The 24,830-nt window shown below is 66.5% G+C and carries 30 protein-coding genes; 9 read left to right on the top strand and 21 right to left on the bottom strand.

The genetic code is table 11. The features are described 5' to 3' along the window. Nucleotide 1 precedes the first annotated feature (1 nt). The 3 genes from AC5P5W_RS17175 to AC5P5W_RS17185 form a co-directional block, all read right to left on the bottom strand. Nucleotides 2-451, bottom strand: a complete 450-nt coding sequence (locus AC5P5W_RS17175; RefSeq protein ID WP_197574200.1) for a BLUF domain-containing protein — start codon at nucleotides 449-451, stop codon at nucleotides 2-4. A 138-nt stretch (nucleotides 452-589) separates the two neighbouring features. Then, nucleotides 590-3,139 carry a DNA ligase D gene (gene ligD / locus AC5P5W_RS17180; RefSeq protein ID WP_197574201.1) on the bottom strand — a complete coding sequence of 850 codons (2,550 nt, stop codon included), beginning with the start codon at nucleotides 3,137-3,139 and terminating at the stop codon, nucleotides 590-592. A gap of 13 nt (nucleotides 3,140-3,152) precedes the next feature. Continuing rightward, nucleotides 3,153-3,329, bottom strand: coding sequence for a DUF3606 domain-containing protein (locus AC5P5W_RS17185; protein ID WP_014647169.1), 177 nt, complete (start codon nucleotides 3,327-3,329; stop codon nucleotides 3,153-3,155). A gap of 247 nt (nucleotides 3,330-3,576) precedes the next feature. Here AC5P5W_RS17185 and AC5P5W_RS17190 point away from each other — a divergent pair, with 247 nt between their 5' ends. Then, nucleotides 3,577-4,074 (top strand): YciE/YciF ferroxidase family protein, encoded by a 498-nt coding sequence (locus AC5P5W_RS17190; RefSeq protein ID WP_180834663.1) that lies wholly within the window; start codon nucleotides 3,577-3,579, stop codon nucleotides 4,072-4,074. A gap of 39 nt (nucleotides 4,075-4,113) precedes the next feature. Here AC5P5W_RS17190 and AC5P5W_RS17195 read toward each other — a convergent pair whose 3' ends face one another. From AC5P5W_RS17195 to AC5P5W_RS17205, 3 genes are read right to left on the bottom strand one after another with little or no spacing between them, the layout of a single operon-like run. Continuing rightward, complete coding sequence (locus AC5P5W_RS17195) at nucleotides 4,114-4,848, bottom strand: DNA-formamidopyrimidine glycosylase family protein (protein WP_197574223.1); 735 nt, start codon at nucleotides 4,846-4,848, stop codon at nucleotides 4,114-4,116. Further along, nucleotides 4,841-5,608: a DUF72 domain-containing protein gene (locus AC5P5W_RS17200; RefSeq protein ID WP_197574203.1), complete on the bottom strand. Its 768-nt coding sequence runs from the start codon at nucleotides 5,606-5,608 to the stop codon at nucleotides 4,841-4,843. Before AC5P5W_RS17200 ends, AC5P5W_RS17195 begins: the two co-directional genes overlap by 8 nt. Further along, complete coding sequence (locus tag AC5P5W_RS17205; RefSeq protein WP_049439727.1) at nucleotides 5,605-6,072, bottom strand: BLUF domain-containing protein; 468 nt, start codon at nucleotides 6,070-6,072, stop codon at nucleotides 5,605-5,607. The genes AC5P5W_RS17200 and AC5P5W_RS17205 overlap by 4 nt, the downstream gene beginning before the upstream one ends. A gap of 303 nt (nucleotides 6,073-6,375) precedes the next feature. Here AC5P5W_RS17205 and AC5P5W_RS17210 point away from each other — a divergent pair, with 303 nt between their 5' ends. Continuing rightward, nucleotides 6,376-6,699 (top strand): KGG domain-containing protein, encoded by a 324-nt coding sequence (locus AC5P5W_RS17210; protein WP_046430680.1) that lies wholly within the window; start codon nucleotides 6,376-6,378, stop codon nucleotides 6,697-6,699. Nucleotides 6,700-6,799: 100 nt separating this feature from the next. Here the strand turns inward: AC5P5W_RS17210 and AC5P5W_RS17215 are convergent, their stop codons facing one another. The 3 genes from AC5P5W_RS17215 to AC5P5W_RS17225 form a co-directional block, all read right to left on the bottom strand. Further along, complete coding sequence (locus AC5P5W_RS17215; RefSeq protein WP_100450071.1) at nucleotides 6,800-7,708, bottom strand: manganese catalase family protein; 909 nt, start codon at nucleotides 7,706-7,708, stop codon at nucleotides 6,800-6,802. Nucleotides 7,709-7,744: 36 nt separating this feature from the next. Further along, a complete protein-coding gene (locus AC5P5W_RS17220) occupies nucleotides 7,745-8,266 on the bottom strand; it encodes a ferritin-like domain-containing protein (RefSeq protein ID WP_142234734.1) in 522 nt (173 codons plus the stop codon). Nucleotides 8,267-8,425: 159 nt separating this feature from the next. Next, nucleotides 8,426-8,770 (bottom strand): hypothetical protein, encoded by a 345-nt coding sequence (locus tag AC5P5W_RS17225; RefSeq protein ID WP_142234735.1) that lies wholly within the window; start codon nucleotides 8,768-8,770, stop codon nucleotides 8,426-8,428. Nucleotides 8,771-8,977: 207 nt separating this feature from the next. Here AC5P5W_RS17225 and AC5P5W_RS17230 point away from each other — a divergent pair, with 207 nt between their 5' ends. After that, entirely contained in the window at nucleotides 8,978-9,370 is a 393-nt protein-coding gene (locus tag AC5P5W_RS17230; protein WP_014647178.1) for a response regulator, read from the top strand. Between the two features lie 16 nt (nucleotides 9,371-9,386). Here the strand turns inward: AC5P5W_RS17230 and AC5P5W_RS17235 are convergent, their stop codons facing one another. The 8 genes from AC5P5W_RS17235 to AC5P5W_RS17270 all read right to left on the bottom strand — a co-directional run bounded on the left by AC5P5W_RS17235 (nucleotide 9,387) and on the right by AC5P5W_RS17270 (nucleotide 15,206). Beyond that, entirely contained in the window at nucleotides 9,387-9,785 is a 399-nt protein-coding gene (locus AC5P5W_RS17235) for a BLUF domain-containing protein (protein WP_046430707.1), read from the bottom strand. 135 nt (nucleotides 9,786-9,920) lie between these two features. Continuing rightward, a complete protein-coding gene (locus AC5P5W_RS17240) occupies nucleotides 9,921-10,349 on the bottom strand; it encodes a BLUF domain-containing protein (protein WP_126412222.1) in 429 nt (142 codons plus the stop codon). A 107-nt stretch (nucleotides 10,350-10,456) separates the two neighbouring features. Next, nucleotides 10,457-11,158, bottom strand: coding sequence for a glycosyltransferase (locus AC5P5W_RS17245; protein ID WP_197574204.1), 702 nt, complete (start codon nucleotides 11,156-11,158; stop codon nucleotides 10,457-10,459). Next, on the bottom strand, nucleotides 11,155-11,742 hold the full coding sequence (locus AC5P5W_RS17250) for a class I SAM-dependent DNA methyltransferase (protein WP_495221307.1): 588 nt from the start codon (nucleotides 11,740-11,742) through the stop codon (nucleotides 11,155-11,157). Before AC5P5W_RS17250 ends, AC5P5W_RS17245 begins: the two co-directional genes overlap by 4 nt. Next, complete coding sequence (locus tag AC5P5W_RS17255) at nucleotides 11,739-12,497, bottom strand: PIG-L deacetylase family protein (protein WP_197574205.1); 759 nt, start codon at nucleotides 12,495-12,497, stop codon at nucleotides 11,739-11,741. Before AC5P5W_RS17255 ends, AC5P5W_RS17250 begins: the two co-directional genes overlap by 4 nt. Further along, nucleotides 12,485-13,426 (bottom strand): acyl-CoA dehydrogenase, encoded by a 942-nt coding sequence (locus AC5P5W_RS17260; protein WP_111205731.1) that lies wholly within the window; start codon nucleotides 13,424-13,426, stop codon nucleotides 12,485-12,487. Before AC5P5W_RS17260 ends, AC5P5W_RS17255 begins: the two co-directional genes overlap by 13 nt. Nucleotides 13,427-13,528: 102 nt before the next feature. Continuing rightward, the gene (locus AC5P5W_RS17265; protein ID WP_164076889.1) at nucleotides 13,529-14,032 is read right to left on the bottom strand and encodes a hypothetical protein; all 504 of its coding nucleotides are present in this window, start codon (nucleotides 14,030-14,032) and stop codon (nucleotides 13,529-13,531) included. 10 nt (nucleotides 14,033-14,042) lie between these two features. After that, entirely contained in the window at nucleotides 14,043-15,206 is a 1,164-nt protein-coding gene (locus AC5P5W_RS17270; protein WP_075076914.1) for a zinc-dependent alcohol dehydrogenase, read from the bottom strand. A 148-nt stretch (nucleotides 15,207-15,354) separates the two neighbouring features. On the opposite strand from AC5P5W_RS17270, the gene AC5P5W_RS17275 reads away from it, so the two are divergent. From AC5P5W_RS17275 to AC5P5W_RS17285, 3 genes are all read left to right on the top strand, one after another. Then, nucleotides 15,355-15,543: a hypothetical protein gene (locus AC5P5W_RS17275; RefSeq protein ID WP_014647187.1), complete on the top strand. Its 189-nt coding sequence runs from the start codon at nucleotides 15,355-15,357 to the stop codon at nucleotides 15,541-15,543. Between the two features lie 100 nt (nucleotides 15,544-15,643). Beyond that, complete coding sequence (locus tag AC5P5W_RS17280) at nucleotides 15,644-16,282, top strand: DUF6766 family protein (RefSeq protein WP_197574206.1); 639 nt, start codon at nucleotides 15,644-15,646, stop codon at nucleotides 16,280-16,282. Nucleotides 16,283-16,285: 3 nt separating this feature from the next. After that, nucleotides 16,286-16,855: a cysteine hydrolase family protein gene (locus tag AC5P5W_RS17285; RefSeq protein WP_032955978.1), complete on the top strand. Its 570-nt coding sequence runs from the start codon at nucleotides 16,286-16,288 to the stop codon at nucleotides 16,853-16,855. A gap of 7 nt (nucleotides 16,856-16,862) precedes the next feature. On the opposite strand, the gene AC5P5W_RS17290 is transcribed toward AC5P5W_RS17285, so the two are convergent. The 4 genes from AC5P5W_RS17290 to AC5P5W_RS17305 form a co-directional block, all read right to left on the bottom strand. After that, nucleotides 16,863-17,096, bottom strand: coding sequence for a metallothionein (locus AC5P5W_RS17290; protein WP_014647190.1), 234 nt, complete (start codon nucleotides 17,094-17,096; stop codon nucleotides 16,863-16,865). A gap of 122 nt (nucleotides 17,097-17,218) precedes the next feature. After that, nucleotides 17,219-17,665 carry a Rap1a/Tai family immunity protein gene (locus AC5P5W_RS17295; RefSeq protein ID WP_236636175.1) on the bottom strand — a complete coding sequence of 149 codons (447 nt, stop codon included), beginning with the start codon at nucleotides 17,663-17,665 and terminating at the stop codon, nucleotides 17,219-17,221. Between the two features lie 45 nt (nucleotides 17,666-17,710). Further along, nucleotides 17,711-18,331 carry a hypothetical protein gene (locus tag AC5P5W_RS17300; RefSeq protein ID WP_227863764.1) on the bottom strand — a complete coding sequence of 207 codons (621 nt, stop codon included), beginning with the start codon at nucleotides 18,329-18,331 and terminating at the stop codon, nucleotides 17,711-17,713. Nucleotides 18,332-18,423: 92 nt separating this feature from the next. Then, nucleotides 18,424-19,407 carry a LacI family DNA-binding transcriptional regulator gene (locus tag AC5P5W_RS17305; protein WP_014647193.1) on the bottom strand — a complete coding sequence of 328 codons (984 nt, stop codon included), beginning with the start codon at nucleotides 19,405-19,407 and terminating at the stop codon, nucleotides 18,424-18,426. Nucleotides 19,408-19,564: 157 nt separating this feature from the next. Here AC5P5W_RS17305 and ptsP point away from each other — a divergent pair, with 157 nt between their 5' ends. From ptsP to AC5P5W_RS17320, 3 genes are all read left to right on the top strand, one after another. Beyond that, complete coding sequence (gene ptsP, locus AC5P5W_RS17310; RefSeq protein WP_069116758.1) at nucleotides 19,565-22,075, top strand: phosphoenolpyruvate--protein phosphotransferase; 2,511 nt, start codon at nucleotides 19,565-19,567, stop codon at nucleotides 22,073-22,075. Continuing rightward, nucleotides 22,072-23,028, top strand: coding sequence for a 1-phosphofructokinase family hexose kinase (locus tag AC5P5W_RS17315; protein ID WP_495221309.1), 957 nt, complete (start codon nucleotides 22,072-22,074; stop codon nucleotides 23,026-23,028). Before ptsP ends, AC5P5W_RS17315 begins: the two co-directional genes overlap by 4 nt. Nucleotides 23,029-23,114: 86 nt before the next feature. Beyond that, nucleotides 23,115-24,821, top strand: a complete 1,707-nt coding sequence (locus AC5P5W_RS17320; RefSeq protein ID WP_197574208.1) for a fructose-specific PTS transporter subunit EIIC — start codon at nucleotides 23,115-23,117, stop codon at nucleotides 24,819-24,821. Nucleotides 24,822-24,830 lie beyond the last annotated feature (9 nt).

Here is a 24,830-nt window from a genome sequence, read left to right on the forward strand (position 1 = left end):
ATCACGCCGCGACGGCATAGGGTTCCACCAACCTGGCCAGGACATCCATCGCCGTCTCGGTTGGCGCATCGTCACCGGTCCGCTGGGCGAACCCTGACCAGTCTGCGCGGGCAAGACTCTTCAACTGCTCGGGTTGCGTCGGCAGCCAGCGCATCGGCCAGAACGGGAGACGCCGGTTGCCTACCCTGCCGCGCTGCAGTTCGATCAGTCCCGTGTGGCTTGTAGCACCGAGTACCCGCGAGTACGCCACATTCAAGCCATCTTCGGGTCCTTCCATGTACTGCAGGAAACGGACGCCATCGAACAGCAGTACGCCGGTAACGCCGGCATTCCGGTTGAAGCGGGAGGCATCATCGACCAGGTCGTCCAGCTTCCCGCTGCGCAGGCCCAAAGGATCACCCGCAACGGCCGGGCCCGCTTCACTTATGTATGCGACTGCCCTGATCGGCATTGGCTGCTCCTGTAGCGAATCCCCCCAGATTCCGTACCGCAAGCATAGGCCAACCGCGCCGACGATATGTTCCGGCCCTGTGTATTCTGCGAATCAGTTGGGTTCGGGCTGACAGACGGTACGCAGCACGGGCCTGGCCTACGGGTCTGCCTGGGCCCATCGGGCGAGATTCTGCTTCACTTCCGCGATGCCGGCCCAAGGGTCCTTGCGGCGACGTCTGAGCTTTGCGGGCACGTCCTTGATCGTGAAGGCGTCGGCGCGCTTGAGTTTCGCCAGATCACCCCAGGCGATCGGCAGTGCCACCGGTGCGCCCGGCCGGGCGCGCAACGAATAGGACGCGACCGCCGTTGCACCGCGCCCATTGCGCAGATAGTCGACGAAGATCCGCTTGTTGCGCAGGCTCTTGGTGGCGGTTGCCAGGAACCGCTGCGGTTCGGACTGTGCCAATGCATCGGCGAAACCCTTCGCAAAACGCTTGGTCAGGTCCCAATCGCACCCTGGGTTGAGCGGCACGACCACGTGCAGGCCCTTGCCGCCGGAGACTCGCAGGAACGATTCCAGCTCCAGCTGCGCCAGCAGTTTCCGGATGTCGGTTGCCGCTTTCTTGACTTCGGCAAAGGGCACATCCGGTCCGGGATCCAGATCGAACACCACCCGGTCGGCCCTGTCGGGCGCCTCGGCGTGGCTGCCCCAAGGGTGGAACTCCAACGCGTTGAACTGCACCAGTTCCAGCAGGCTGGCTGCGTCCCGCACCACCAGGTAATGGGCGTTGATGCCGCTTTCCTCCTTCAGCCGTACCGAATCGACCAGCGCCAGCCCGGCCGTATGGTGTTTCTGGAAGAAGCAGGGCTTTGCGGTGCCACTGGGGCAGCGGATGATCGACAGCGGACGATCCACCACCTCGGGCAGGAGGTGCTCCATCACTGCTGCGTAGTAATCCCACACGTCCTGCTTGGTGTAGCCGTCGCCGGGAAACAGGATCTTGCCTGGGGACGACAGCACGGGGGGCGCGCGATCCGTTGCCGGCGCCCTTTCCACCCGGCGCCCACGCCGCGCGGGCGCTTGCGACCGCGCTGCGGCGGGGGCCGCTCCGGCGCGATCGGAATCGGCGAGGTCGGCGATATCCTTGTCCGCCCGCACCGCCTTCAGCGACGCCTGGCGCAACAGTTGCTGCCCACCGATTCCGCGGTAGAAGACCTCCACCACGAAACGCGGTTCGAACCAGGTCGCAGCGCGCAGATCGGTGTCCTGCGTGGGCACGTACGCGGTTGGCTTGCGGCCGCCGCCGCCCTTGATGCGCTTGCTGATGTCGCCAATCAGTTCATCCGAGAACCCGGACCCGACGCGCCCTGCGTAGAGCCAGCCATGCGTTGCGTCTGGCCGGGCCAGCAGCAGCGAACCAAAGCCGGTGCGGCTGCCTTTGGGTGCGGTGTAGCCCACCACCGCGAACTCGTCGCTGGCCAGCTGCTTCGTCTTGCGCCAGTCCTCGCTGCGGCCGCTGTGGTAGCTGCGATCGGCGCGCTTGGAGATGATGCCTTCGAAGTGCCGCTCACCGGCCAGTCGGTAGGCCTGGTCGCCATCCCCCTGTACATGCGAACTGAATGCCAATGGGCTGCCCTGCCCCTCCAGCACCGATTGCAGCAGGGCCTTGCGCTCCAGCAGGGGCGCATCGGCGACATCCACGCCATCAAGATGCAGCAGATCGAACAGCGCATACGTCAGGACGCCTTGCTTCTCGCCGGAAAGCGTGGCCTGCAGCAGGTTGAAGTCTTCCTTGGTGCCGGCGCCGGCGATCAGCTCGCCGTCCAGTGCCGCCGAAGTCAGGCCCAGGGCCGCGATCGCATCACGTATTTCGGGAAGTTTGGCGGTCCATTCCAGCGCGTTCCGTGACCACAGCTGCACGCTGCCCTCAGCCACCGTAGCAAGGATGCGGTACCCGTCCCATTTGATCTCATGCACCCACTGCCCGCCCTGGGGCGGCGCTTCGCCCAGCTTGGCCAACTGCGGCTCAAACGGCCCGGACGGCGCTGCCGCCCTTTTCGCCTTGCTGAGCGCCAGGGCCTTCTTCGCCCAGTTCTTTCGCCGGGCGCGTCTGGCAGGTACCGCCGTCAGCCGCTTCTTCGCGGCCTTGCCAGCGCCGGCACGCTTCAGATCCTCCGGTGGCGCTTCAGCGACGTCCCCCAGCAGATCGTCTGCCTCGATATCGCTGGCAAATCCGTCGTCGTCCTTGAACAGCAGCCACTGTGGCTGGCGCGCGGGCTTTCCCGACCGGACCAGATGCCAGCCGCCTTTCAACTTGGTACCGAACAGCTCGAAGCGCAGATGGCCCTTGGCGAGCTGGGCTTCCGGATCGCCCTGCGTGGCCCATACACCGTGGTCAAACTGGGCGACATGGCCGCCGCCGTACTGGCCCTTGGGAATATCACCCTCGAACACCGCGTAGTCCACCGGGTGGTCTTCCACTTCCACCGCCATGCGCTTGACCTTCGGGTCGTAACTGGGGCCTTTGGGCACCGCCCAGCTCTTCAGCGCATCGCCAACCTGCAGGCGGAAGTCATAGTGCCTGCGGCTGGCATGATGCAGCTGCACCACGAAAATGGCGCGCTGGCCTTTCGGCAGCGCCTTGCCCGGCTCGGGCTCCTTGGTCTGGTCAAAACGACGCTTGCGGCGATACTCGACCAGGGACATGGCCAGCTCCGCGCTATTTGCCCAGGTGCTTCCGGACAGCAACCGCCGTGGGCCCGACTGCCGCGACGGCCGCGCGAAGTTCGTCGGCGGACACGCCCAGCGTCGTGGTCCAGTACCGCAGTTCGTAATCCTCATTGACGTTGATGCGGTCCCGGTCCGGGCTGCCGGCGTTGTTCTTGTCATCGCTCATGGGAGTCTCCAGCGTGATCGGGGGTGAACTGACCGTACCGGCCATTCCATGGGCACGGAGCGATGCCACTGTGAAGCCATGGCGAAGGCCGCCGGCACGGCGTCCTGCCGATGCGCGAAAGACGCTGCTTCGTGAAGGCAGCGCGCAGGGTCCGCGTGGGAATTCACATGCCGCCTTCACTCCTTCCCCGCCTGATCGCAACCGGACGGGACCTACTCTCAGCACTCCATTCACAGCGGAGCCCAGCATGGCTATCAAGACGGCGGAAGATCTGTTCATCCACGAGCTCTCGGACATCTACAGCGCCGAGAAGCAGCTGACCAAGGCGCTTCCGCGCCTGGCCCGTGCGGCCGATAATCCGGATCTGGCCGCAGCGTTCGAAACGCACCTGGAAGAAACCCAGGGGCAGATCGAGCGCATCGACCAGGTGGTCGAGGTGCTCGGCATCCGCCTGAAGCGCATCAAGTGCGCGGCGATGGAAGGCCTGGTCGAGGAAGGCAAGGAGGTGATCGACAGCATCGACAAGGGGCCGGTGCGCGATGCTGCCCTGATCGGTGGCGCGCAGAAGGTCGAGCATTATGAAATAGCCTCCTACGGCACCATCGCCGCGCTGGCCAAGCAGCTGGGCTACAAGGATGCCCTGCCGTTGCTGCTGGAGACGCTGGAGGAAGAAAAGGCGACCGATGAGAAGCTGACCCTGCTGGCCAAGGGCGGCGGCAATGCCAAGGCCGCGCAGGCCGCCTGAGTCGAATCGCATGCCCCTCGGCCGCCATGGAAGGCGGCCTCAGGGTGGGTAGAGCACCTGATCGTTTGGGCAGAAGAACGTGCGTCGCCGCGTCGTACCCATGTACAGCTTGCTGATGGGGCCACCGCAGAGCGGGCACACCTTTCGCGTATGCACCTGCCAGTGCTTCTTCAATTCGAAGCGCCGTTTCCATTCCAGGAAGTCGAAGCTGTAGGCACGGGCCTGGTTGATCAGGGCGGTGAGCTTGCGCGGTGGCAGGTCGCCCAGTCGCGTGGCCGGATGCACGCGGATGCGGAACAGCACCTCATTCTTGATGATATTGCCGACGCCCGCGAAGATCGTCTGGTCCAGAAGCGCATCACAGACCAGGGTGTCCGGCAGTGCCTTCAGCTTGCGCCGGGCCAGTTTTGGATCCCAGGCGTCGTTCATCACGTCCGCCCGCCAGTCGTAGACGTCGTCCAACGGCTGGTCGATCAGCCGGACGGAACACGCGTAGAAATTCAGTTCCCCGTTGTCGAATGCCAGCGACACCCGTGCAGGAGCTGGCTTCCGTTCGTCGATGCGCCAGCTGCCGAACATCATCAGATGGATGCGCAGCGTGTGGTGGCTGAACTCCAGCAGGAAGTGCTTGCCCCAGCTGCGAACCGCCTTGACCCTGCGTCCTTGCAGAGGTGACAGGTCGATGCGGCTGTTGCCGGAGACGCCGCGCACGACGTGACCCTTGAAGTGGCTGGCGGCTTCGCGCAGCAGGACAATGGACGGGCCCTCAGGCATGCGCGTTCTCCTGCAGCAGTGCCTGCAGGTGCAGGGCGTTGCCGGTCGCGTGGCCCAGCGCGGTGTTGTCCAGTACGCACCAGGCGCGGCGCTGCGCAGCGGCTTCACGCTGCAGGTGCTGGGCCAGCCCCGCCAGCGCCTGTTCGCTGTAGGGGCTGCGATAGATCTGCGGCTGCCCGTGCCAGCGCCAGTAGCTCCACGTGCGGTCACCGCCCGGGACAGCTGCTGCCGGTACCCGGGCCGGGTCAGCCGCGACCCGTGCGATGCCATGGTCGCTCAGCAGCGTATCGACCTCCGCAGTGAACCAGCTGGGATGGCGCGGTTCGCAGGCGACATCAACCGAGGTGCGTGCGCGCAGTCCGTGCAGGAATGCCTTTACGGTTGCCGGCTCATACGCCAGGCTGGGCGGCAGCTGGAGCAGCAGCGGCCCCAGCCTGTCCCCCAGCGCGATCACGCCATCAAGGAACAGCGCCAGCGGCTGCATCGCGTCGCGCAGCCGGCGTTCATGGCTGATCACGCGCGGCAGTTTCACCGCGAAGCGGAAACCCGCGGGCACGCTCGCCGCCCACCGGGCGTAGGTCGCCGCCTGGTGGGGGCGGTAGAACGAGGAATTGATCTCGACCATCGGCAGGCGGGTGGCATAGCGCTGCAGTACGCTGTCGCCTGCGCCGAACGCCGCCTGCGCCGCGCGCGACAGCGACCAGCCTGCGCAGCCGATCCGTACATGTCCTGGCGTGCCCGGGGCGCCGGCTGCGCTCATCGTGCTACCGGTCCGTCCGGCTCCAGCAACCGGCCATCGCCGGCGCCTGGCGGCGCCTGCGCCACCGATTGCAGTCGATCAAGCGCACTGGTGCCAGGAGCGAGCGCGGAGGCGCTGCGCACGAAGCCGGTCCAGTCGGAGATCGCGATCTTTCCCAGCGCCAGCTCATCCACGCGCACGCTGTGCATGCGCCAGTGCGGGAACTGACGCCGCCCCACCCTGCCCCGGTTGAGTTCGACCAGACCGTTGTGGCTGCCGGCCGCCAGGATGCGGGTGTACGCCGCACTGACGCCGGCCTCCGGACCTTCGAGGTATTGCAGGAAGCGCGTGCCGTCGAACAGGAGGACGCCGGTCACATCAACCGACTCGTTGAACAGCATCGCGTCCGCGACAAGCTGCTGCAGCCGTTCTGCAGTCAGGTTTCGGGTGGCTTCACTTACATATGCAATGGCACGAAGAGGCATGACAGCACCGGGTTGTTGCAGATGGCTCTACCTTAGCGGTGCGGATCAAACGCGCGGTGACACCGGCGTGGAGGCGGCGTTGAACCTGTACGTGCCAACGCCGCGCTGCGTTGACACCCGGCTCGAGCTCCACGACCGGCATGCCGTGTCTTCCGCCGATGGATTCGCTTTCGTGGAGAATGCATGAGGAAGCGCGTGCCTGCGCATGACATCACGTTGGCGGTGGTGCCACCGCCGTCTAGCGGCGGATCTGGAAGATGGTCGCTGCCGCCAATCGGGCGGCTCACTCCAAGGAGACTTTCCATGGCCAACCAGAACCAGAACCAGGGCAGCAGCAACCGCGGCTTCGCTTCGATGGACGAAGACAAGCAGCGCGAGATCGCCGCCAAGGGCGGCCGCGCCGCGCATGAGTCGGGCAACGCCCATGAATTCAGCTCTGAAGAAGCGCGCGAAGCCGGTCGCAAGGGCGGCGAAGCGGTGAGCCAGGATCGCCAGCACATGGCCGACATCGGCCGCGAAGGCGGCCAGAACAGCCATGGCGGCGGCAACCAGGGTGGCAACCAGGGCGGTCGGCAGCAGCAGCAGGAACGTGGTGGCAACAACAACCGCGGTGGCCAGCAGCGTTGATCGAGACTGACCGGTTGCACCCCATGTGGGCGGACAGCGTGTCCGCCCACTTTTTTTTACGCGAAACGTGGGGCGGAGGCCCGCCCCGGCCTGTCCCGCGTCAAGGCTCCCGTGGCGGCAGGTCGAGCGCACCGGCGCCCGGCCCGGCGCCCAGTTCGGCACCGGTTGTCGGCCGTGCTTCGGGATCGGAAAGCGTTCGCAGGGTCATGGCCTGCACCGCCGCCTGCTCGCGTGGGTCCAGGCCCACCGTGGCGCTGCCGTCACCGCCGTCCACAGCGGCCTGGGCCTCGCGGTCGCTGACCCGCTCCCACAGCTCGCCGCTGTTCCAGCTGCCCAGCAGGTCATCGGCGCCGTCGCCCTGCGACATGTCCATGTACAGGTCGGTAAAGGCGGGGTCACCCGGCTGCTTGCCCGGTGGGAAGTTGGGCTGGATGCTGTGCAATGCCTTTTCGAAGGACTTCTGGTGGGCGATTTCGCGCGTCATCAGGAAGCGCAGTGCGTCCTTGATGCCTGGATCATCGGTCACCGTGATCAGTCGTTCGTAGACCAGCTTGGCGCGGGCTTCGGCGGCGATGTTCGAGCGCAGGTCGGCGGTGGGCTCCCCGATCGAATCGACGTAGGCCGCCGTCCACGGCACCCCGCTGGAATTGACCAGCGCCGGGCCGCCCCCATACAGGATCTGTTCGGTATGGCTGGTGCTGTTCTGGCCCAGCAGCCGCATGTCCTCGGCTTCGGCAAGACCCTCGGACTGGATGGCCTTCGGGCCGCGGTTGAGCATGGCGATGATGGTGCCGATGATCTCCAGGTGGCTGATCTCTTCGGTGGCAATGTCCATCAGCAGGTCCTTGCGGCCCGGATCGCATTCACCGAGTCCCTGGGTGAAGTAACGCATTGCAGCCGCCAGTTCGCCTTGGGGGCCGCCAAACTGTTCCAGCATGAGGCTGGCAAGCTGCGGGTTGGATTCGCGCACGCGCACGGTGTACATCAGCTTCTTGTGGTGAAAGAACATGGGACTGTCTCCTGTGTATGGCAGGCGGGACCGGGATCAACGCTTGGCTTGGGCGCCAGGCGTTTCGTCACGGTTGAGGAAGGCGCCGACCAGGCTGTCCTGGTGCTCTTCCAGCCAGCGCGCCATGGCGATCTCTTCCTGCAGGATCTGGCCGCACACGGCCGCGATATCCGGCGCGGCGGCCCGCTCGGCCGCGATCACCAGTGCCCGGTAGGTGGCGATCTCGGTGTTCTCGAAGCCAAAGGAGATGCCGATGCTCTTGACGACCTCGTCCTCCATCAGGGTGTTGCCGGCGGCGTGGATCGCTGCGGTCATGCTCGCGAACAGCCCCTTGGCGGTGGGCACGCTTCCGCCGAGCGCTTCAATGCACTCGCGCAGGGAGGCGGCCTGCTGCTGCGTCTCCAGCACGTGCTGGCCGATGCGTGCGGCAAGATGGGGATAGTTCTGGATGCGCGAAGCCATGGCCTTCATCATGGTCTCCGCCTCCTGCTCCATGGCGTAGGCATCCTGCAGCCATTTCAGCAGGCGCTCGCTGCGGACGGTGTTCTGGTTTGCCATCATGGTCTCCGGTAGTGGGGCGACATGCCTCCGGAGACCATGGTGGCGAGGCAGCAATCACTACCCCGTCGGCCGGCGTGAGCCGGCGGGCGTGCGCGCTGCACCTGGCGCTGATGCGGTCATAACATCCGCTGTTGCGTGGCAACGCCTGCCGCGAACTCAGGCGGGCATCGCGCCGGACACTACAGCGCTGCCGGCGTCGCGACGGGGGCTTGCTGCGGGTGCGCGCGCGCCTGCGGACGCCTTCAACGCCTGGATCACCCGGTGCTGCGCACGGTGCGCGCCCCCTTCCACGCCCACGACGTAGACAAAGCGGCCATCGAACTTGGCCTGGGCACCCTCCAGCACGTCATCCTCCTGCAGGGCGCGCTTGAGCGACTTCATCCATGCCCGTTCGGGGGTGCGATCCAGCTCCACGACGATCGCAGCGCCGCCGCAATCCAGGGACATGCACTCCACGCGCAATGCGCAGGGGGCGGTGGGGGCGGTGGCGGATCGAGGCATGGTCATGGCTCCAGTGCTGGGGGACGGCGGCAGTATCCATGGCCGCCGCCAACGCGCCGTCAAAAAAGGCGCACCGCCTTCCACGCCGCATCGACGGCATGGAGCACCTGCGCGGGGCGGCTTCGCGCTGGGCTGACACGGCCCACGCGCGCCGTTGATGCAATACAGCACACACTGCAGTTCCCAAGGCAACACAGGCATGCGCGCATGCAATCGGAAATGGACCAGCGCAGGTGCAACCTGCTGCTGGTTGAAGACCAGCTCGACCTGGCTGCACTGATGGAACAGGCGCTGGAAGACGGCGGCGGCCGGGTGACCCACGCCTACAGCGTGTTCGATGCGCTGGGGCTGCTGGATACGCAACGTTTCGATGGCGCGGTTCTGGATGTGGAGCTCCGCGATGGCGTGGTGTTCCCGGTGGCCGATCGACTGGCGGAACTCGGCATTCCCTACCTGTTCGTGTCTGCGGTCTATGACCAGCTGGTGCCGCTGCGCCACCGCCGCGCAACCTTCGTGGCCAAGCCGTTCCACATCGACCAGTTGCAGGAAGCCGTCCAGCAGGTCGTGGGAGACGCCTGCGCGCCCCCTGCCACGCATTGAGCGGCAGACGCCGGGATTATGCCAGGTGTGGGGCTACCACCTGGCCCAGCTGGCGCAGCGCACCACCACGGGAGAGCCCGCTCCAGTTGCCACGAGCGACGCTGCGGATGTCGGCAGGGTCGGTCCAGAGCAGCCGCATCGACCAATAGGGAAAGAACCGGCCGGACACCCTGCCCCGGCCCAGCTCAAGCAGTTCGCAATGGCTGCGGGCACCGAGGATACGGCTGTACACCACGTTGATGCTGTCTTCCGGTCCCTCGATGTACTGGAGGAAGCGGTGCCCATCGTAAAGAAGCACACCCGTCACGCCTGCTTCGAAGTTGAAGCGGGCAGCGGCCCTGGCGAGGTCGTCCACATGGTCCATGGAAAGCCCCGGTATCGCCTCACTTGCGTAAGCGATTGCGCGGAGGGGCACGTTGATTCCTTCTGACGCAGGAAGTGTCCTGCCCTTCCATGATGCTGCCCTTGCCGTAGAGCCAAATGAGGCGGTTCACAACCTGCCTCGCTCCATCCTCTCCCCTGCGGCACACTGCAGTAACAGGTTTCCGGCTCAGGCGGCCTTTGCGTAGGGCTCGACAATCAGCAGCAGCTTGTCCATCGCCGTGGCATCGGCCTGTCCGGTCGCTGCCCGCTGGATGAAGCTGGTCCAGTCGGCACAGGCGATCTCGCGCAGCTCATCTGCAGTGACGGACAGGCAACGCATGGGCCAGAACGGCAGCCGCCGCTGGCCGACACGCCCCCGCGCAAGTTCGATCAGGTGGATGTGACTGCTGGCGCCGGCGACACGGGAGAAGGCCACATCCAGTCCATCGGCAGGGCCCTCCATGTACTGCAGGAAGCGTTCGCCGTCGAACAGCAGCACCCCGGTCACCCCTGCGCCCCGATTGAAGCGCGCGGCATCGTCCATCAGCGCTTTCAGACGTTCCGGCGAGAATCCACTGACGGCCTCGCTGACGTAGGCGATGGCTCGATTCGGCATGGTGCCACTCCTGCTCTCCCAGCGCTTCACTCTAGGACGGGCATCGTGGCGAAACCGTAAACGCCAGCCGGGAAAACATCACATCATGCCCAATTCAGCGTGGTTTCCTAGGCGCTTCCAGGTACCGCCATCCGCCGATCTGCCGCCGTGGCGGGGCGCGCACCCTCCATTCCGGCCAGGTAGGCCGAGAACCCTCCGGTCGCGCGTCCCACCAGGCGGGCACTGGTCATGACGATGGGAGCGCCGGCCCACCTTACGGCAGCGCCGAGGCGTTGCAGCCTCCTCACCAGTGCAACATCCTCTCCACAGCGCAGGGGAGCAAATCCCCCGGCCGCCAGATAGGTCTGGGCGGAGACGCCGAAATTGGCACCGTGGATGCGCCCATGATCGTCGCCCCACTGCTGCCGTTTCTGGAACGCGCGTCGCAGGCGCTTCTCCGTCCTGGAGGTGGTTGCTATGTCCACCAGTCCGCAGAAGGCGTCGCACCGGCCCTCAAACTGGGCAACCAGCCATTCGGGAGGTACCTCGCTGTCGGCATCGGTGCTCGCCAGCCATCTCGCACCGCGTCCGAGCAGCGCAGCGGCGGCCGCTGCCCTGGCAACGCCGACGCAGCGTGCTTCCAGGCGCACCGTATCGACCCGCTGCTGCTGGCAGATGGACGCGGTGGCATCCGAGCAGCTGTCCAGTGCAACCACCACCTGCACTGCTTCGCCGTGCAGCCCGGGAGGCAGGGCTGCCCTTCGTATCGATTGCAGGCAGCGCTCCACGCTGGCTGCCTCGTCATGGGCCGGAACCAGGATGCCGATCATCGCAGGCCCTCGTTGCGGGCCAGCGACAGCGCGCTGCGCGTCCAGCCCTGCAGCACGAAGTCCGCATCACGATAGTGGAAGGCTTCGTGCAGGCCTTGGCCAAGGCACCGATGCACGACGTCGGTGCGACTTGCGCGCCCATGGAACGAAGGCAACCAATGGCAGGCGACCAGCAGTCCGTCGTCGCGAAGGGCCGAATCGATGCCGGCGCGCAGCTCGTGTAGCGCTGCTGCACCCAGGTAGTAGCCCATTTCCCCGCAGACGATCAGGTCGAAGCGGCCCGGCGGCCATTGCTCGGGATGGCTGGCGCAATGGGCCTGCACATGCGGCAGGTGGGCCAGGTTGCGGCGGGCCCGGAACGCTGCGCGTGGGCTGATGTCGGTGGCCAGCAGGCGCTCGCAGCGGGCGGCCAAGGCCTCGGTCAGCACGCCGTTGGAGCATCCTAGCTCCCAGCCCCGAATGAACTGGCGCTGGCTCAGGCTGGCCAGCAGCAGCGCACGCTTGCGTTCTTCATACCATCGGCTGCGATAGCCGAAGGGATCCTCCTGCTCATGCAGTTCATCGAAGTACGGTTGCGCGCTCATGCCAGGAATACCTCGTAGTTCCGGAAGAATCGGGTCAATACATGTGCGGGCAGCACCGGCGGGCTGTTCAGTTCCGGCACCTCGCCGGTCTGGGTCCGGAAGTGCGCGATGGCGTTTCGTTTTGCGGCAGCCACTGCTGAAATGTCGATCAGCCTGGGAACCTCCCACGCCATATGTGCGCAGGCGGGGTCAAGCCAGTGCCAGCCCCACACCGGGTACTCCAGGCGTCGGCAGCCCACTGTCCGCACCGCCCTGCAGGCAGCACGCCCTGCGGCTTCATGATCGGGATGCCCATCAAAGCGCCAGGGTGCCAGGACCAGGTCGCTCGCCTGGAGGTGCTGCTGCAGCCAATCTTCCAGGCCCTGTTCGTGCGCACTGACCGCGCCGTCGGCGATGCCGAGATGAAACGCGGATCCAGGGCGGATACCGAGTTCGCCCAGCGCTGCGGCAAGCTCGGCGCGCCGCGCCGTGCGCAGGCGTTCTGGCGTCCACCAGTGCTCGTCCGGATAGCACGCTTCGCCATCGGTCACGGCGACGACGCGTACCTCCATGCCCTGCTCCGCAGCGTGACGGAGCAGTCCACCACAGCCGAGGATCTCGTCGTCTGGATGGGGTGCGACCACCACGACGCGATCATGGCCGGCGCAGAGGGCATTGGCCGATGTTGCCGGCCGCTGCCACAGCCAATCGCAGCGCAGCCATGCCTGCTCCTGCGTTCCTTCCCCCTGCAGGGGTGTCCTGGCTACAGCGCCCATGTCGCCTCCTGGCTCGCCCGCTGGCCGCCCAGCCATTCCCAATCGCGATCTGCGTGGTTCTGCCGAAGGAACACGGTCAGGTCCGCGCAGCGACGGGCGTGGGCATCCTCCAGGCACATCGGCGCCGGGCCCAATGCGCGCCCCGCCAGATCCAGGACACGCGTCGCCGCGCGCTCGACCACGCAGCGCAGGCGCACGACCTCTTCGCGATGCGCCGATTCCGGCGCGGCGTCGATGCGTGCCGCCACTTCGCGAAGCAGCGCCGCCGCCGGGCCCAAGGCGAGGTCCACTTCACCCAGTAATCGCGCGCGATTCCCCTCGCTGCAGGCTGGCCGCATGCGCTCGGCCAAGGCGGCCGCCGCGCCGAACCAGACTGCCGCGATGCCCGCACCGCCGTGCCAGAAACCCGGTCGCTGCAGGTACTCATCGCGCGTTCCCAGAAGCGCCATCGGTGCGCCGTCGAACCGCACCGTGGTGGACGGAACGCCGGCCATGCCAACGGCCGGCCAGGGCTCATCTGCAAGCGTGCGCCAGTGTTTCGCCGCGACCTGGCACAGCCACACGCCCTGCGCGTTGCGGACGGTTACCAATGCCGCATCCACCCACGCGCTGCCGGAACACCAGGGCTTGTCACCATGGAGCTGGCCGTGGGCATCGAAGCGGAGTGTGTTGGCTGGACCTTCCGCGGCCCAGACCGCCAGTAGCTGGCCTTCAGCCAGTTCGGGCGCGTTCAGTTCGGCGATGATCGCCTGGGCGTCATAGTGCGCCTCAAGCACTTTGGCCAGGCACAGGTCTTCCGCCCCCCATGCCGCCAGCGCCTGCCACCGCCGCAGCGTGCGGCCGCTTCCGGGCAATGGCAGGTCGGGCCGCTGGACCACTACCTCGCGAGCGCGGCCCTCCAGCGGGGATGGCGACGTCACATGCTGCATGAAGGGGCCTGAAATGAAGAGACATGTCGAACGTAGGCCGCAAGCGGTCGCATCACTGTCTGGGAGGCGTAGCCGGCGCATGAATTCTCTGCACGATCATCCTCACGCGCTCGCTTGCCGGCGCTGCCGCCGTGCGCGCAGGCACTGCCGCAGCTCCCACAACCATGGCAGCACGACCACGCCCAGCGCCGGCAGCAGGACCAGCCACCAGAGGCCCGGTGCTGCAGGCTTCACTTCGAGCGACCACCGGGGGTGGACCTGCCAGCCCACCCAGCCCAGCAGGACCCACGGCGCGGCATCGAGCACGCTGTGCGCATGCTGCTCTGCCGGGCTGATGCGTCGCCTGCCGTCCGCGCTGACGGTGTCGAAGTAGCCGGCGATTGCGTGCGCGAGGACCAGAAGTGCCAGAAACGTGACGAGCGACAGCGTGTTTTCCAGCAGGAGCCATGCGAGCACCCCGCTGCCGATCAGCAGCAACTGCACCCCATGCAACAGGCTTTCGCGCATCGCGGAGGTGTGTGGAAGGTCGGTCCGCCGGTGAAAATGGAAGTCCAGCCAGCCGGCAGCCAGCCACAGTGCGTAGACACCGGCGGCAATCGCGCTCATGGCAGCATGCTCAGGGTGTCAGCACGATCTTGCGGCAGTCGTCATCCTTGGCATCGAATATCGCGTAGCCCTGCGCAGCGTCGGCCAGGCGCATCCGGTGCGAGATGATGTCACCCGGATCCAGCTTTCCTTCCATGATTGCGTCGAGAAGTTCCGGCATCAGCCCCTGCACATGGGTCTGGCCCATCTTGAATGTCAGTCCTTTGTCGAACGCATCACCCAGCAGAAAACCATGGATGAAGCCGGCATAGACGCCTGGAATGCTGACCACGCCGCCACGGCGCGTTGCCGCGATGCATTGCCGTATCGCCACGCCACTGCTGCCTTCCAGCTTTACAGCGGTCAACGCTGACTCCAGCGCACTGCCCTCGGCCTCGAAGCCTACGGCCTCGATGCAGGCGTCTACGCCCCGCCCACTGGTCTGGGCAAGGATGTAATCGGCCGGGTCTTCGATCTCCTTGAAGTCGATGGGGGTCACGCCGTAAGCACGGCGTGCATAGTCCAGGCGGTAACGGAGGTGGTCGACCATGAAGATGGTCTCTGCTCCCAGCAGTCGGCAACAGGCCGCGCTCATCAGCCCAACCGGACCGGCGCCGAAGATGGCCACCGTCGAGCCGGGCTTCACACCCGCGTTCAGCGCGGCCTGATAGCCGGTCGGGAGAATGTCAGACAGGAACAGCACCTGCTCATCGGCCACGCCTTCCGGAATGCGCAACGGGCCCACGTTGGCCTTCGGCACGCGTACGAATTCGGCTTGGCCACCGGCTACGCCGCCATACAGATGGCTGTATCCGAACAAAGCAGCTGGAGGCAGCAGCCCTTTCTGGTTCAGCGCCGCGCCCTTGCCAGGATTGGTGGTCTCGCATGCGGCATATTCGGCCAGCCTGCAGTGGAAACACTCGCCACAGGCGATCACGAAGGGAATCACCACGCGATCGCCCGGCTTCACCTGGGTCACGCCGCTGCCGACCTCTTCCACCACGCCCATGAATTCGTGGCCCAGTACATCGCCATCGTGCAGATCAGGAATCTTGCCGCGGTAGAGGTGCAGGTCTGAACCGCAGATGGCGGTGGCGGTCACCCGCAGTATCAGATCGTCATCCGCCGCCAGTACCGGGTCGGGCACAGTCTCGACGCGCACATCCCTGCGGCCGTGATAGGTCAATGCCTGCATCGTGCTGCTCCAGGAGCTCGGGCCTTCAGCATCGCAAGGCCGCCATCCGGCTGCAGTGACATCCCGGTGTGCGCGGCGTTCATTCTGCAGCGTCGTGGCGTTAACCCGGCGCGGCGCAGGCTTCACTCTCTCGCCGCAGGAGCTGCCCATGAACGACAAACTGCCCTTCAATCCAACGACGGATGTGGACGATCAGTCAAAGGCGCACACGCCGGACAAACGGCGCAATGATCGAGCCAGATGGAAGGAGCACGACATGCCCGACGACGGCGATGGCCCCAAGGCGGTACCGGAGGACTACGAGCGCCCTGATCCCGATCCGACGGGGAAGCGTTGAGTCCGCCTCACATTCCGGATGCGCAGCAATCACGAGGCATGGCTCTTTGTCGGCGCAAGCTTCATGGACGGTCTTTGGAGCAGCCTCAACGAGGTCTTGCATGTGGAAACGCAACGGTCTCTCGCTGGTGCTGCTTGCGCTCACGTTGGTGTTCATTGTGGGGCAGGCAGTTGCGGGGCATCACGTGCACAACCAGGAACTGGTCGAGCACGGACGCATGCCGATCGATTTCTGGCACTACCTGGCTACCGGGCACTTCGTCAGCGCTACGTTCGAGAACTGGGAGAGCGAATTCCTGCAGATGGGGATGTACGTTCTGCTGACGGTCAGCCTGCGCCAGCGCGGTTCGGCCGAATCGCGGCCGCTGGACCCCGCGCAGGAACAGAATCGCATCGAACCCGGCCGCACGCCCTGGCCGGTCAGGCGCTGTGGCCTGTGGAAGGTTCTTTACGGTCATTCGCTGGCGATTGCGTTCGGGCTGTTGTTCCTGTTCAGCTTTACGCTGCATGCATTGGGAAGCTGGCGCGCCGAGGAGGCCGAACAGCAGTTGAAGGGATTGCCGCCGCCAGGCTTTGTGGAGCACCTCGCCAGCAGCACATTCTGGTTCGAATCCATGCAGAACTGGCAAAGCGAGTTCCTGGCCGTGCTGTCTCTGGTGGTGCTGACGATCTTCCTGCGCCAGAAAGATTCGCCGCAGTCCAAGCCGGTCGAGGCGCCGCATACCCAGACAGGAGATTGAACCATGGCAGATGATCCGTCGACGGCCTTGCTGATCATCGACATGTTCAGCCGTTTCGATTTCCCGGGCGCGCAGGAGCTGGCGCCCGCGGCAGAGCGGGCGGCCCGGCAGATCCGGCGCCTGAGGGATCACTTCGACGAACGCGGGTGGCCGGTCATCTACGCCAATGACAATTTCTCGGATTGGAAGCGCGATTTCCGCCAGCAGGTGGAACAGTGCCGGCGCGACGGCGGTCCGGCGGGACGAATTGCCAGCCTTCTCTCGCCCTTGCCCGGTCATTACTTCGTGCTCAAGCCCAAGCACTCGGCGTTCCTGGCCAGTCCCTTGCCGATTCTGCTGGCCAAATTGGGCGTGCGCCGCCTGTGCCTGAGTGGCATGACGGCCGATTCGTGCGTTCTGGCCACCGCGCTGGATGCCAACGCTAGAGAGTTCGACGTCGTGCTGGCACCGGAGGTCGTGGCGGGGCTGCCATCCCGGAAGCGGCGCGCACTGGCGCTGCTGGCTGATTCGGGTGCAGCCCGGATCGCGCGGCTTTCTTCGCTTGTCTCTGGGCAGGAAGCAGGAGGGCGCTGAAGGCAGCTCAGGCCCGGTCGGCTATCCCCTGTACGCCGGCATGACCGGCGCAATGTGCACAGCAGAAGATCTGGCCATTTCCTTCAACGCCATGCCCAATGACCGCGCATTTGCAGTGTGCGCAGCGGGGTGCGAATGCGTGGATCGCGCACTCGAACGAATCGAACGTGCCGCTGCGCCCGCCCTGCTGCAGGGTAAAGCTCTTGTCGTAGTTGTTGCCGCAGACATCACAGGTAGCCATGGGGCACCTCGTGCTGTGGAAGGAACATGCAGTGTGGCGAGCGCGAATGTCGGTGGCCGTGAATGCACCGTGTCGCGAGGGTGTAGGACGTCCGCATCGTCGCCAAGCGGGCGCGGCGTGCTTCATTGGTCATTGCCGGGCTCGGCACTGTTGCCACGTGGTGTGCCGCGACCACAGGGAAACGCCGTGCGCAGCCCTTCGACAACCAGTGGCGACGCATCCTGCTGCAATCGCTCGCGGGGCAGTTGCCGGAGATGGGAAGACACATGGTCGACCAGTTCATGCGGAAGGATCTGGCCCTGCCCGCACCACTGTCCGCGGCTGGCATCGGCGACGCCCAGGATATAGCCGCTGGCGCGAGCGCTGGACAGGCTCCGGCACTGTTCACCGTCGCAGAACCCGTCATCGCCTTTCCCCTGCAGGAGGGTGATGAGTTCCGTGCCGCTGACAAGCCAGGTTCGTGCCGGCTGCGTTGTTCCGGCCACGGCGGACCCAGCCAGCGCACAGAGGCCAAGTGCGAGGAGCCGAGGCATGCGGTGGCGCGCGTTGGGAGTGTGATGTCCTTTCATTTCGGGGCCCTGGCTGTTGCTTTCATGGATGCCACGCGGCAGAGGTCAAAGCCGATCAAGCTGGTTGCGCGGACGAAACTCCGGGTCGTCCTCGGCTTCCAGCATGGCCTCCACCAATGTTTCGAAGGGCTCGGTGGCGGCATCCAGGTCTGCGGATGACAGGAATCCGGATTCCCCGGGGCCGGCCAGCCCAATCGCAGCAACCGTCTCCTGCTCACCTTCCTCGGCCCAGAGATAGTCGTGGATCAGTGCCACGCCTTCGTCGCCCCCCTTCAGGAAGTCGGCGGCGCCTCGTGCCACGGCAAGAAACGCGATGAGATCGTAAAGGCTCTCCGAATACGTCAGCGATCCTGCGACAAAGTGCGTAGCAGTGCGGTCATAGGCGGCAATCTGGATATTCCCGGCCTGTGCAGAGGCAAGGAAAGCCTTCAATGCGGCGCGATTGTCGGGGTAGCGGGCCAACAGCGCCTGGCAATCCGCGAGCAGGTGGTCCAACGCCTCGTCGCTGCACGAGGCAAGGTATTGACCGTTTTCCATGCGCCACTGCCCGGAGATGCCTCGCCAGTCGGACCAACGGGATGATGAAGGCACGGGCGCTGCCAGCCATCTGGAAAGATCGTGGTGGGAAATCTTCAGGCGGAGCAGTGCTGAATAGGGCTCTGACAAGGCGATCCTCCACTGTATCTGCGTACAGTTGGCTTGTAGCAGACAACGCATGACCCGCCAACATCTGGCGGCTGCCGCAGGCCGGTGCCGGACTATCGCCCAGCCGTCGACCCTCTCACCACGCACCTTCCCGTCATCACCAGCCTGCGCACGGGCAGCTCCGGCATGCGCAGGCGTTCCAGCAACAGCGACATCGCAGCGCGCCCCATGTCTTCAACCGGCTGCTCGACCACGGTAATGCCAGGTTCGACCAGCTCGGTCCAGCGCTCGTTGTCGAACCCTGCCAGCGCCAGCTCTCCTGGAATGGCGAGACCGGCGCTGCGTGCCGCCTTCAATGCACCCATGAGCAGCAGGCTGTTGCTGGTGACCAGCGCGTCGGGACGCGAAGGGCCGGCCAGCCATTGGTCGACCGTTGCGATGGCGGCCTCGGCCGTTGGCTCGACTTCACGGTAATCCGGCTCCAATCCGTGCGTGCGCATCGCAGCAAGATAACCGTCGCGGCGCTCGGCCGCCGTGGTGCTGGTGCTGCCGAACAGGCCGCCGATGCGGCGATAGCCACGCTCGACGAGATGCTCGACCAGGGCGCCCATCGCCGCGGGATTGTCCAGCACCACGCTGTCGATCGACCCGCTGGCCGCGGCGCGGTCCACCAGTACCGTCGGGAAGTCCAGCGTGAGCCGTTCCAGCCGCCCCACCGTGGTCCGTGTGGGCGCAAAGATCAGTCCACTGATGCGCTCCTCGTGCATCAACTGCAGGTACAGCGCCTCGCGCTCGGGGTCTTCGTCGGTGTTGCAGAGCGTGACGCGCAGGCCTTCGCGATAGGCGACCTCCTCCACCGCACGGATAAGCGCAGTGAAGAACGGGTTGCGGATATCCGCAACGATCAACCCGATGATGCCGGTGTGCCGGGAGCGCAGCCGCCTTGCCTGCAGGTTCGGCCGATAGCCGGTCTGGCGGATCGCCACCTCGACCCGGCCGCGAACCTCTTCGCTGACCGGGCCGCCCCCGAGCACCCGCGACACGGTGGACTTGGATACCCCCGCTACACGCGCGACGTCATTGATGCTGATACTCATTGGAAACGTTCCCGGAAAAGTGCGCCTGCCATGGCCCGGCGGCTGTTCAGGACAATGCTAACGCCAAAGAGCTATTGGCATTTTGTGCAGTGCACATTGAAATAGGCAGTGGGAACGTTCCCAATATGCCCAGCCATCCTTTTGCCGGAGCCGCCCTTTGTCGCCCCAGACCTTCCCCTCCCCCGTCAGCCGGGAACTGATCCGCCTGGACGCGCGGGCGCAGGACAAGACCGATGCGATCGCCCAGGTCGCGCAGATGCTGGTCGCGGCCGGCTGCGTGGCGCCAGGGTACGAGGCCAGCATGGGACGGCGCGAAGCGCTGGCCAACACCTTCCTCGGCCATGGCGTGGCAATCCCGCACGGGCTTGGCGAGGACCGCCATCTGGTGCGCCGCGATGGCATTGCCGTGCTGCAGTTGCCGGAAGGCGTGGAATGGAATCCGGGGCAGGTCACCCGTCTGGTGGTTGGCATCGCTGCCCAGTCCGATACCCACATTACCCTGCTGCGCCGCCTGACCCGGCTGATCCAGGATGAGGCAACGCTGCAGCGCCTGTTTGCAACCACCGATGCGGGTGAGATCGTCAACGCGCTGACCGGCGACATTGCGATCACGACCGCCCAGGTACCGGCCACCGATCTGGCCGAGCGCTTTGACTGGACCATTGCCTACCCCAGCGGCCTGCACGCGCGCCCGGCCACGCGCTGGGCAGAGACGGCGCGCCGCTTTGCGGCCCGCGCCCAGGTGCGTGCCGGCGACCAGGCAGCGGACGCCAAGAGTCTGGTCGCGCTGCTGCAACTTGGCCTGCGTCATGGCGATGCCGTCAGCGTGTCTGCCGAGGGGGCGGATGCCCCTGCCCTGCTGACCGCGCTGCGCAGGGTCATGGAGGACCTGGTGGCACAGGAAAAGGCCGACGCCGAACGCGCAGCACAACGCAAGGCCACGCCGGTGGCAGGCTGGAATCCGCCCGAGGCACAGGCTGCCATCGTCGGCATCGGTGCCAGCCCTGGGCTGGCAATCGGCCCGGTGCATGTATTGGCCAGCACGCAGGCCGAGGTCGCCGATCGCCCGGCCCCGCTCGGCGAAGGCGGGGCGCGTCTGCAGGACGCGCTCGCACGTACCCGCCAGCAGTTGGCCGCGCTGCAGGATGACACCCAGCGCCGGCTTGGCGCCTCGGACGCCGCCATCTTCAAGGCCCATGCCGCGCTGTTGGACGACACCGACCTGATTACCCGTACCTGCCAGCTGATGGTCGAAGGCCATGGCGTCGCATGGTCCTGGCACCAGGCCATCGAACACATCGCCTCGGGCCTGGCCGCGCTGGGCAACCCGGTGCTGGCAGGGCGCGCCGCCGACCTGCGTGACGTTGGCCGCCGAGTGCTGGCGCAGCTTGATCCGTCGGCCGCCGGTGGCGGCCTGGCCGACCTGCCCGCGCACCCGTGCATCCTGATCGCGGCGGACCTGTCGCCGTCCGACACGGCCAACCTCGACACTACCCGCGTGATTGGCCTGGCCACCGCGCAGGGCGGGCCGACCTCGCACACCGCCATCCTCTCGCGCACCCTCGGCCTGCCGGCGCTGGTCGCCGGGGGGGGCGAGCTGCTCGCGATCAGCGCCGGTCGCGAGGCGATCATCGACGGCAGCAGCGGGCGGCTCTACCTGTCTCCGTCCGAGGCCGACCTCGCCTCGGCGCGCGCGTGGATCGCCGAACAGCAGCAGATCCGCGAGCGTGAAGCGGCGCAACGTGCGCAGCCGGCACAGACGCCGGACGGCCACCGCATCGACATCGGCGCCAACGTCAACCTGCCCGAGCAGGTGCCGCTGGCACTGGAGCAAGGCGCGGAAGGCGTCGGCCTGATGCGCACCGAATTCCTGTTCCTTGAACGTGGCAGTACGCCCAGCGAGGATGAGCAGTACACCACGTATGTGGCGATGGCCAAGGCACTCGGCGGCCGCCCACTGATCGTGCGTGCGCTCGATATCGGTGGCGACAAGCAGGTGGCGCACCTGGAGCTGCCGCATGAGGAAAACCCGTTCCTGGGCGTGCGCGGCGCGCGCCTGTTGCTGCGCCGGCCGGACCTGCTGGAACCGCAGCTGCGTGCGCTATACCGCGCGGCGAAAGACGGCGCGCGCCTGTCCATCATGTTCCCGATGATCACCTCGGTGAGCGAGCTGGTCGCACTGCGCGCCATCTGCGAGCGCCAGCGCGCAGCACTGCAGGCGCCCGGGGTACCGATCGGCATCATGATCGAAGTGCCGGCCGCTGCGGCGCAGAGCGATGTGCTGGCCCGCCACGCCGACTTCTTCTCGATCGGTACCAACGACCTGACCCAGTACGTGCTGGCGATCGACCGCCAGAATCCGGAGCTGGCCGCCGAGGCCGACAGCCTGCATCCGGCCGTGCTGCGCGCGATCCGCGCCACGGTGGAAGGCGCACGACTGCATGGGCGCTGGGTGGGCGTCTGTGGCGGGCTGGCCGGCGATCCGTTCGGCGCACTGCTGTTGGCCGGCCTGGGCGTGGACGAACTGTCGATGACCCCGAACGACATTCCGGCCGTGAAAGCACGCCTGCGTGGCAGCGCGCTGGCCGATCTGCGAACGCTGGCTGCGACGGCGCTGGACTGCGAAACCGCCGAGCAGGTGCGTGCCCTCGATGGAGCGCGCGCATGAGTTCCCGCGCCGTCACCATTACCCTGAACCCGGCAATCGACCAGACCGTGCGGCTGGCGCACCTGCAACCAGGTCACGTGCATCGCGCCCGCAGTTCCCGCGACGACGCCGGCGGCAAAGGCATCAACGTGGCCGCCTGCCTGGCAGACTGGGGCGTGCCGACCACTGCGCTGGGCGTGCTCGGCGATGGCAACGACGGCGTGTTCAGCGCACTGTTTTCCGATCGGGGCATCGCAGACGCGTGTCTGCGCATTCCGGGCCGTACCCGCACCAACATCAAGCTGGTGGAAGATGCCAACGGCGAGACCACCGACATCAACCTGCCCGGCCTGTCACTGTGCGACGCCGATCTGGACGCGGTATCGCGCCGACTCGACGCACTGCTCCAGCCGCAGCTGCCGGTGGTGCTGTCCGGCAGCCTTCCGTCCGGGCTGCAAGCCGATGCATGGGCCCGACTGCAGGCGCAGGTGCGCGCCGCCGGCGCGCGCGTACTGCTGGATACCAGTGGCGACGCGCTTGCCGCGGCGTTGAGTGGTGCACAGGGTGCACTGCCCTACGCGGTCAAGCCCAACCGCCATGAACTGGAGGCCTGGGCCGGCACGCCGCTGCTGGATCGCAGCGCCCTGCGCGCCGCGGGCCGGGCCCTGGTCGAACGCGGAGTTGCACTCGTAGCGATCTCGATGGGCGCCGACGGCGCGCTGTTCATTGATCGCAGCGGCGCCCTGGTCGCACGACCGGCGCGACTGGCGCAGGGCAGTACGGTCGGTGCCGGCGACGCCATGGTCGCCGGCATCGCCGCCGCCTTGTTGGAGCCCTCCCCCGACCTGGCCGGTTGTGCGCGACTGGCCACGGCGTTCTCGATGAGCCGGCTGGAGAGTGGCGACGCGCGACGGCTGGACCCGGCGCAGGTGCGCGCGTGGACCGGCGATGTACTGATCGAGCGGTTGGATTGAAGCCCCTGCAGAGGGGGCTGCGGCTGGCCTTGGGCCACCGATGGCCCCTGCTGCAAGGACGAACCCGAAGAATTCCAGGAGTTGCCATGCAAGCTTCCACCGTAGTCATCGCCGCTGGCGAACGCAGCATCGAGGCCGTTCTTGCCGCCGAAGCGCTGCGCCGCGCCGCACGCCAGCAAAGGGTCGAATTGGCGATCGAAATCCGCAGCGATCAGGGCGTGACCGGGGCATTGCCCGACGCGCAGGCTGCCGCCGCAACGCAGCTGCTGCTGGTGGGTGACGGCGAGGCGGACAGCGCCCGCTTCGGCAATGCCCAGATCGTGCGCGCCGGCCTCGGTGAAGTGCTGGACGACCCGCTCGCCGTGCTGGCGCAGCTCGCCGCAGCATCGCCACCCCCTTCCAGGGATGACGCGGGCAAGCGCATCGTCGCCGTCACCTCCTGCCCGACCGGCATCGCCCACACGTTCATGGCGGCCGAAGGCCTGCAGCAGGCGGCCAAGGCACTGGGCCACGCGATCCGGGTGGAAACCCAGGGCTCGGTCGGCGCGCAGGATGCGTTGAGCGACGGCGAAATCGCTGCCGCCGACCTGGTGCTGATCGCCGCCGACCGCGAAGTCGATCTGTCGCGCTTTGCTGGCAAACGCCTGTTCAGGAGCGGCACCAAGCCGGCGATCAATGACGGCCAGAACCTGATCCGCAAGGCGCTGGCCGAGGCTGGCGTGCAGACCGGCACGGTGGCTTCAGGTCGCACCACCGAGAAGGCCAGGGTCACCGGCCCCTACAAGCACCTGATGACCGGCGTGTCGTTCATGCTGCCGTTCGTCACTGCCGGTGGCCTGCTGATCGCACTGGCGTTCGCGCTCGGCGGCATCTATGCCTTCGACGATGCACACAAGGGCACGCTGGCCTGGTCGCTGTTCCAGATCGGCGCCAAGTCCGGCTTCATGCTGATGGTGCCGGCACTGGCCGGCTACATCGCCTACTCCATCGCCGATCGCCCGGGCATCGCCCCGGGCATGATCGGGGGATTGGTGGCAGTCAACATGGATGCGGGCTTCATCGGCGGCATCCTGGCCGGTTTCATCGCCGGCTACGGCGTGCATTGGATCAACCGTGCGCTGCGCCTGCCGCGCAGCCTGGAAGGCCTCAAGCCGGTGCTGATCCTGCCAGTGCTGGGCACACTGCTGGTCGGCCTGTTGATGATGTACGTGATCGGTACGCCGGTGGCTGGGCTGCTGGCGTGGCTGACCGACTGGCTGCGCGGCATGCAAGGCAGCAGCGCGATCCTGCTTGGCCTGCTGCTGGGCGGCATGATGGCGGTGGACATGGGCGGACCCGTCAACAAGGCGTCCTACGCCTTCTCCACCGCATTGATTTCCAGCCAGGTCTACACGCCGATGGCGGCGACGATGATCGGCGGCATGACGCCGCCGCTGGGTATCGCACTGGCGACATGGCTGTTCAGCAACCGTTTCACTGCCGAGGAGCGTGGCACGGCCGGTGCCGCTGGCGTGCTTGGCCTCAGTTTCGTGACCGAAGGCGCGATCCCCTACGCCGCGCGTGATCCGCTGCGCACCATTCCGGCGCTGATCCTTGGTTCTGCCGTGGCCGGTGCGATCTCGATGGCCGCAGGCGTCGAACTGAAGGTGCCGCATGGCGGCGTGTTCGTGCTGCCGATCCCGAACGCAGTCACCCACCTTGGCATCTACCTGCTGGCACTCGTGGCCGGCGTGGCCGTCACCGCGGTCGCGCTGCGCGTGCTCAAGAAGCCGGTCACGGCTCCCACCCTGTAAAAGGAACCC

Source organism: Stenotrophomonas sp. YJH_SMC_123, assembly GCF_059368215.1.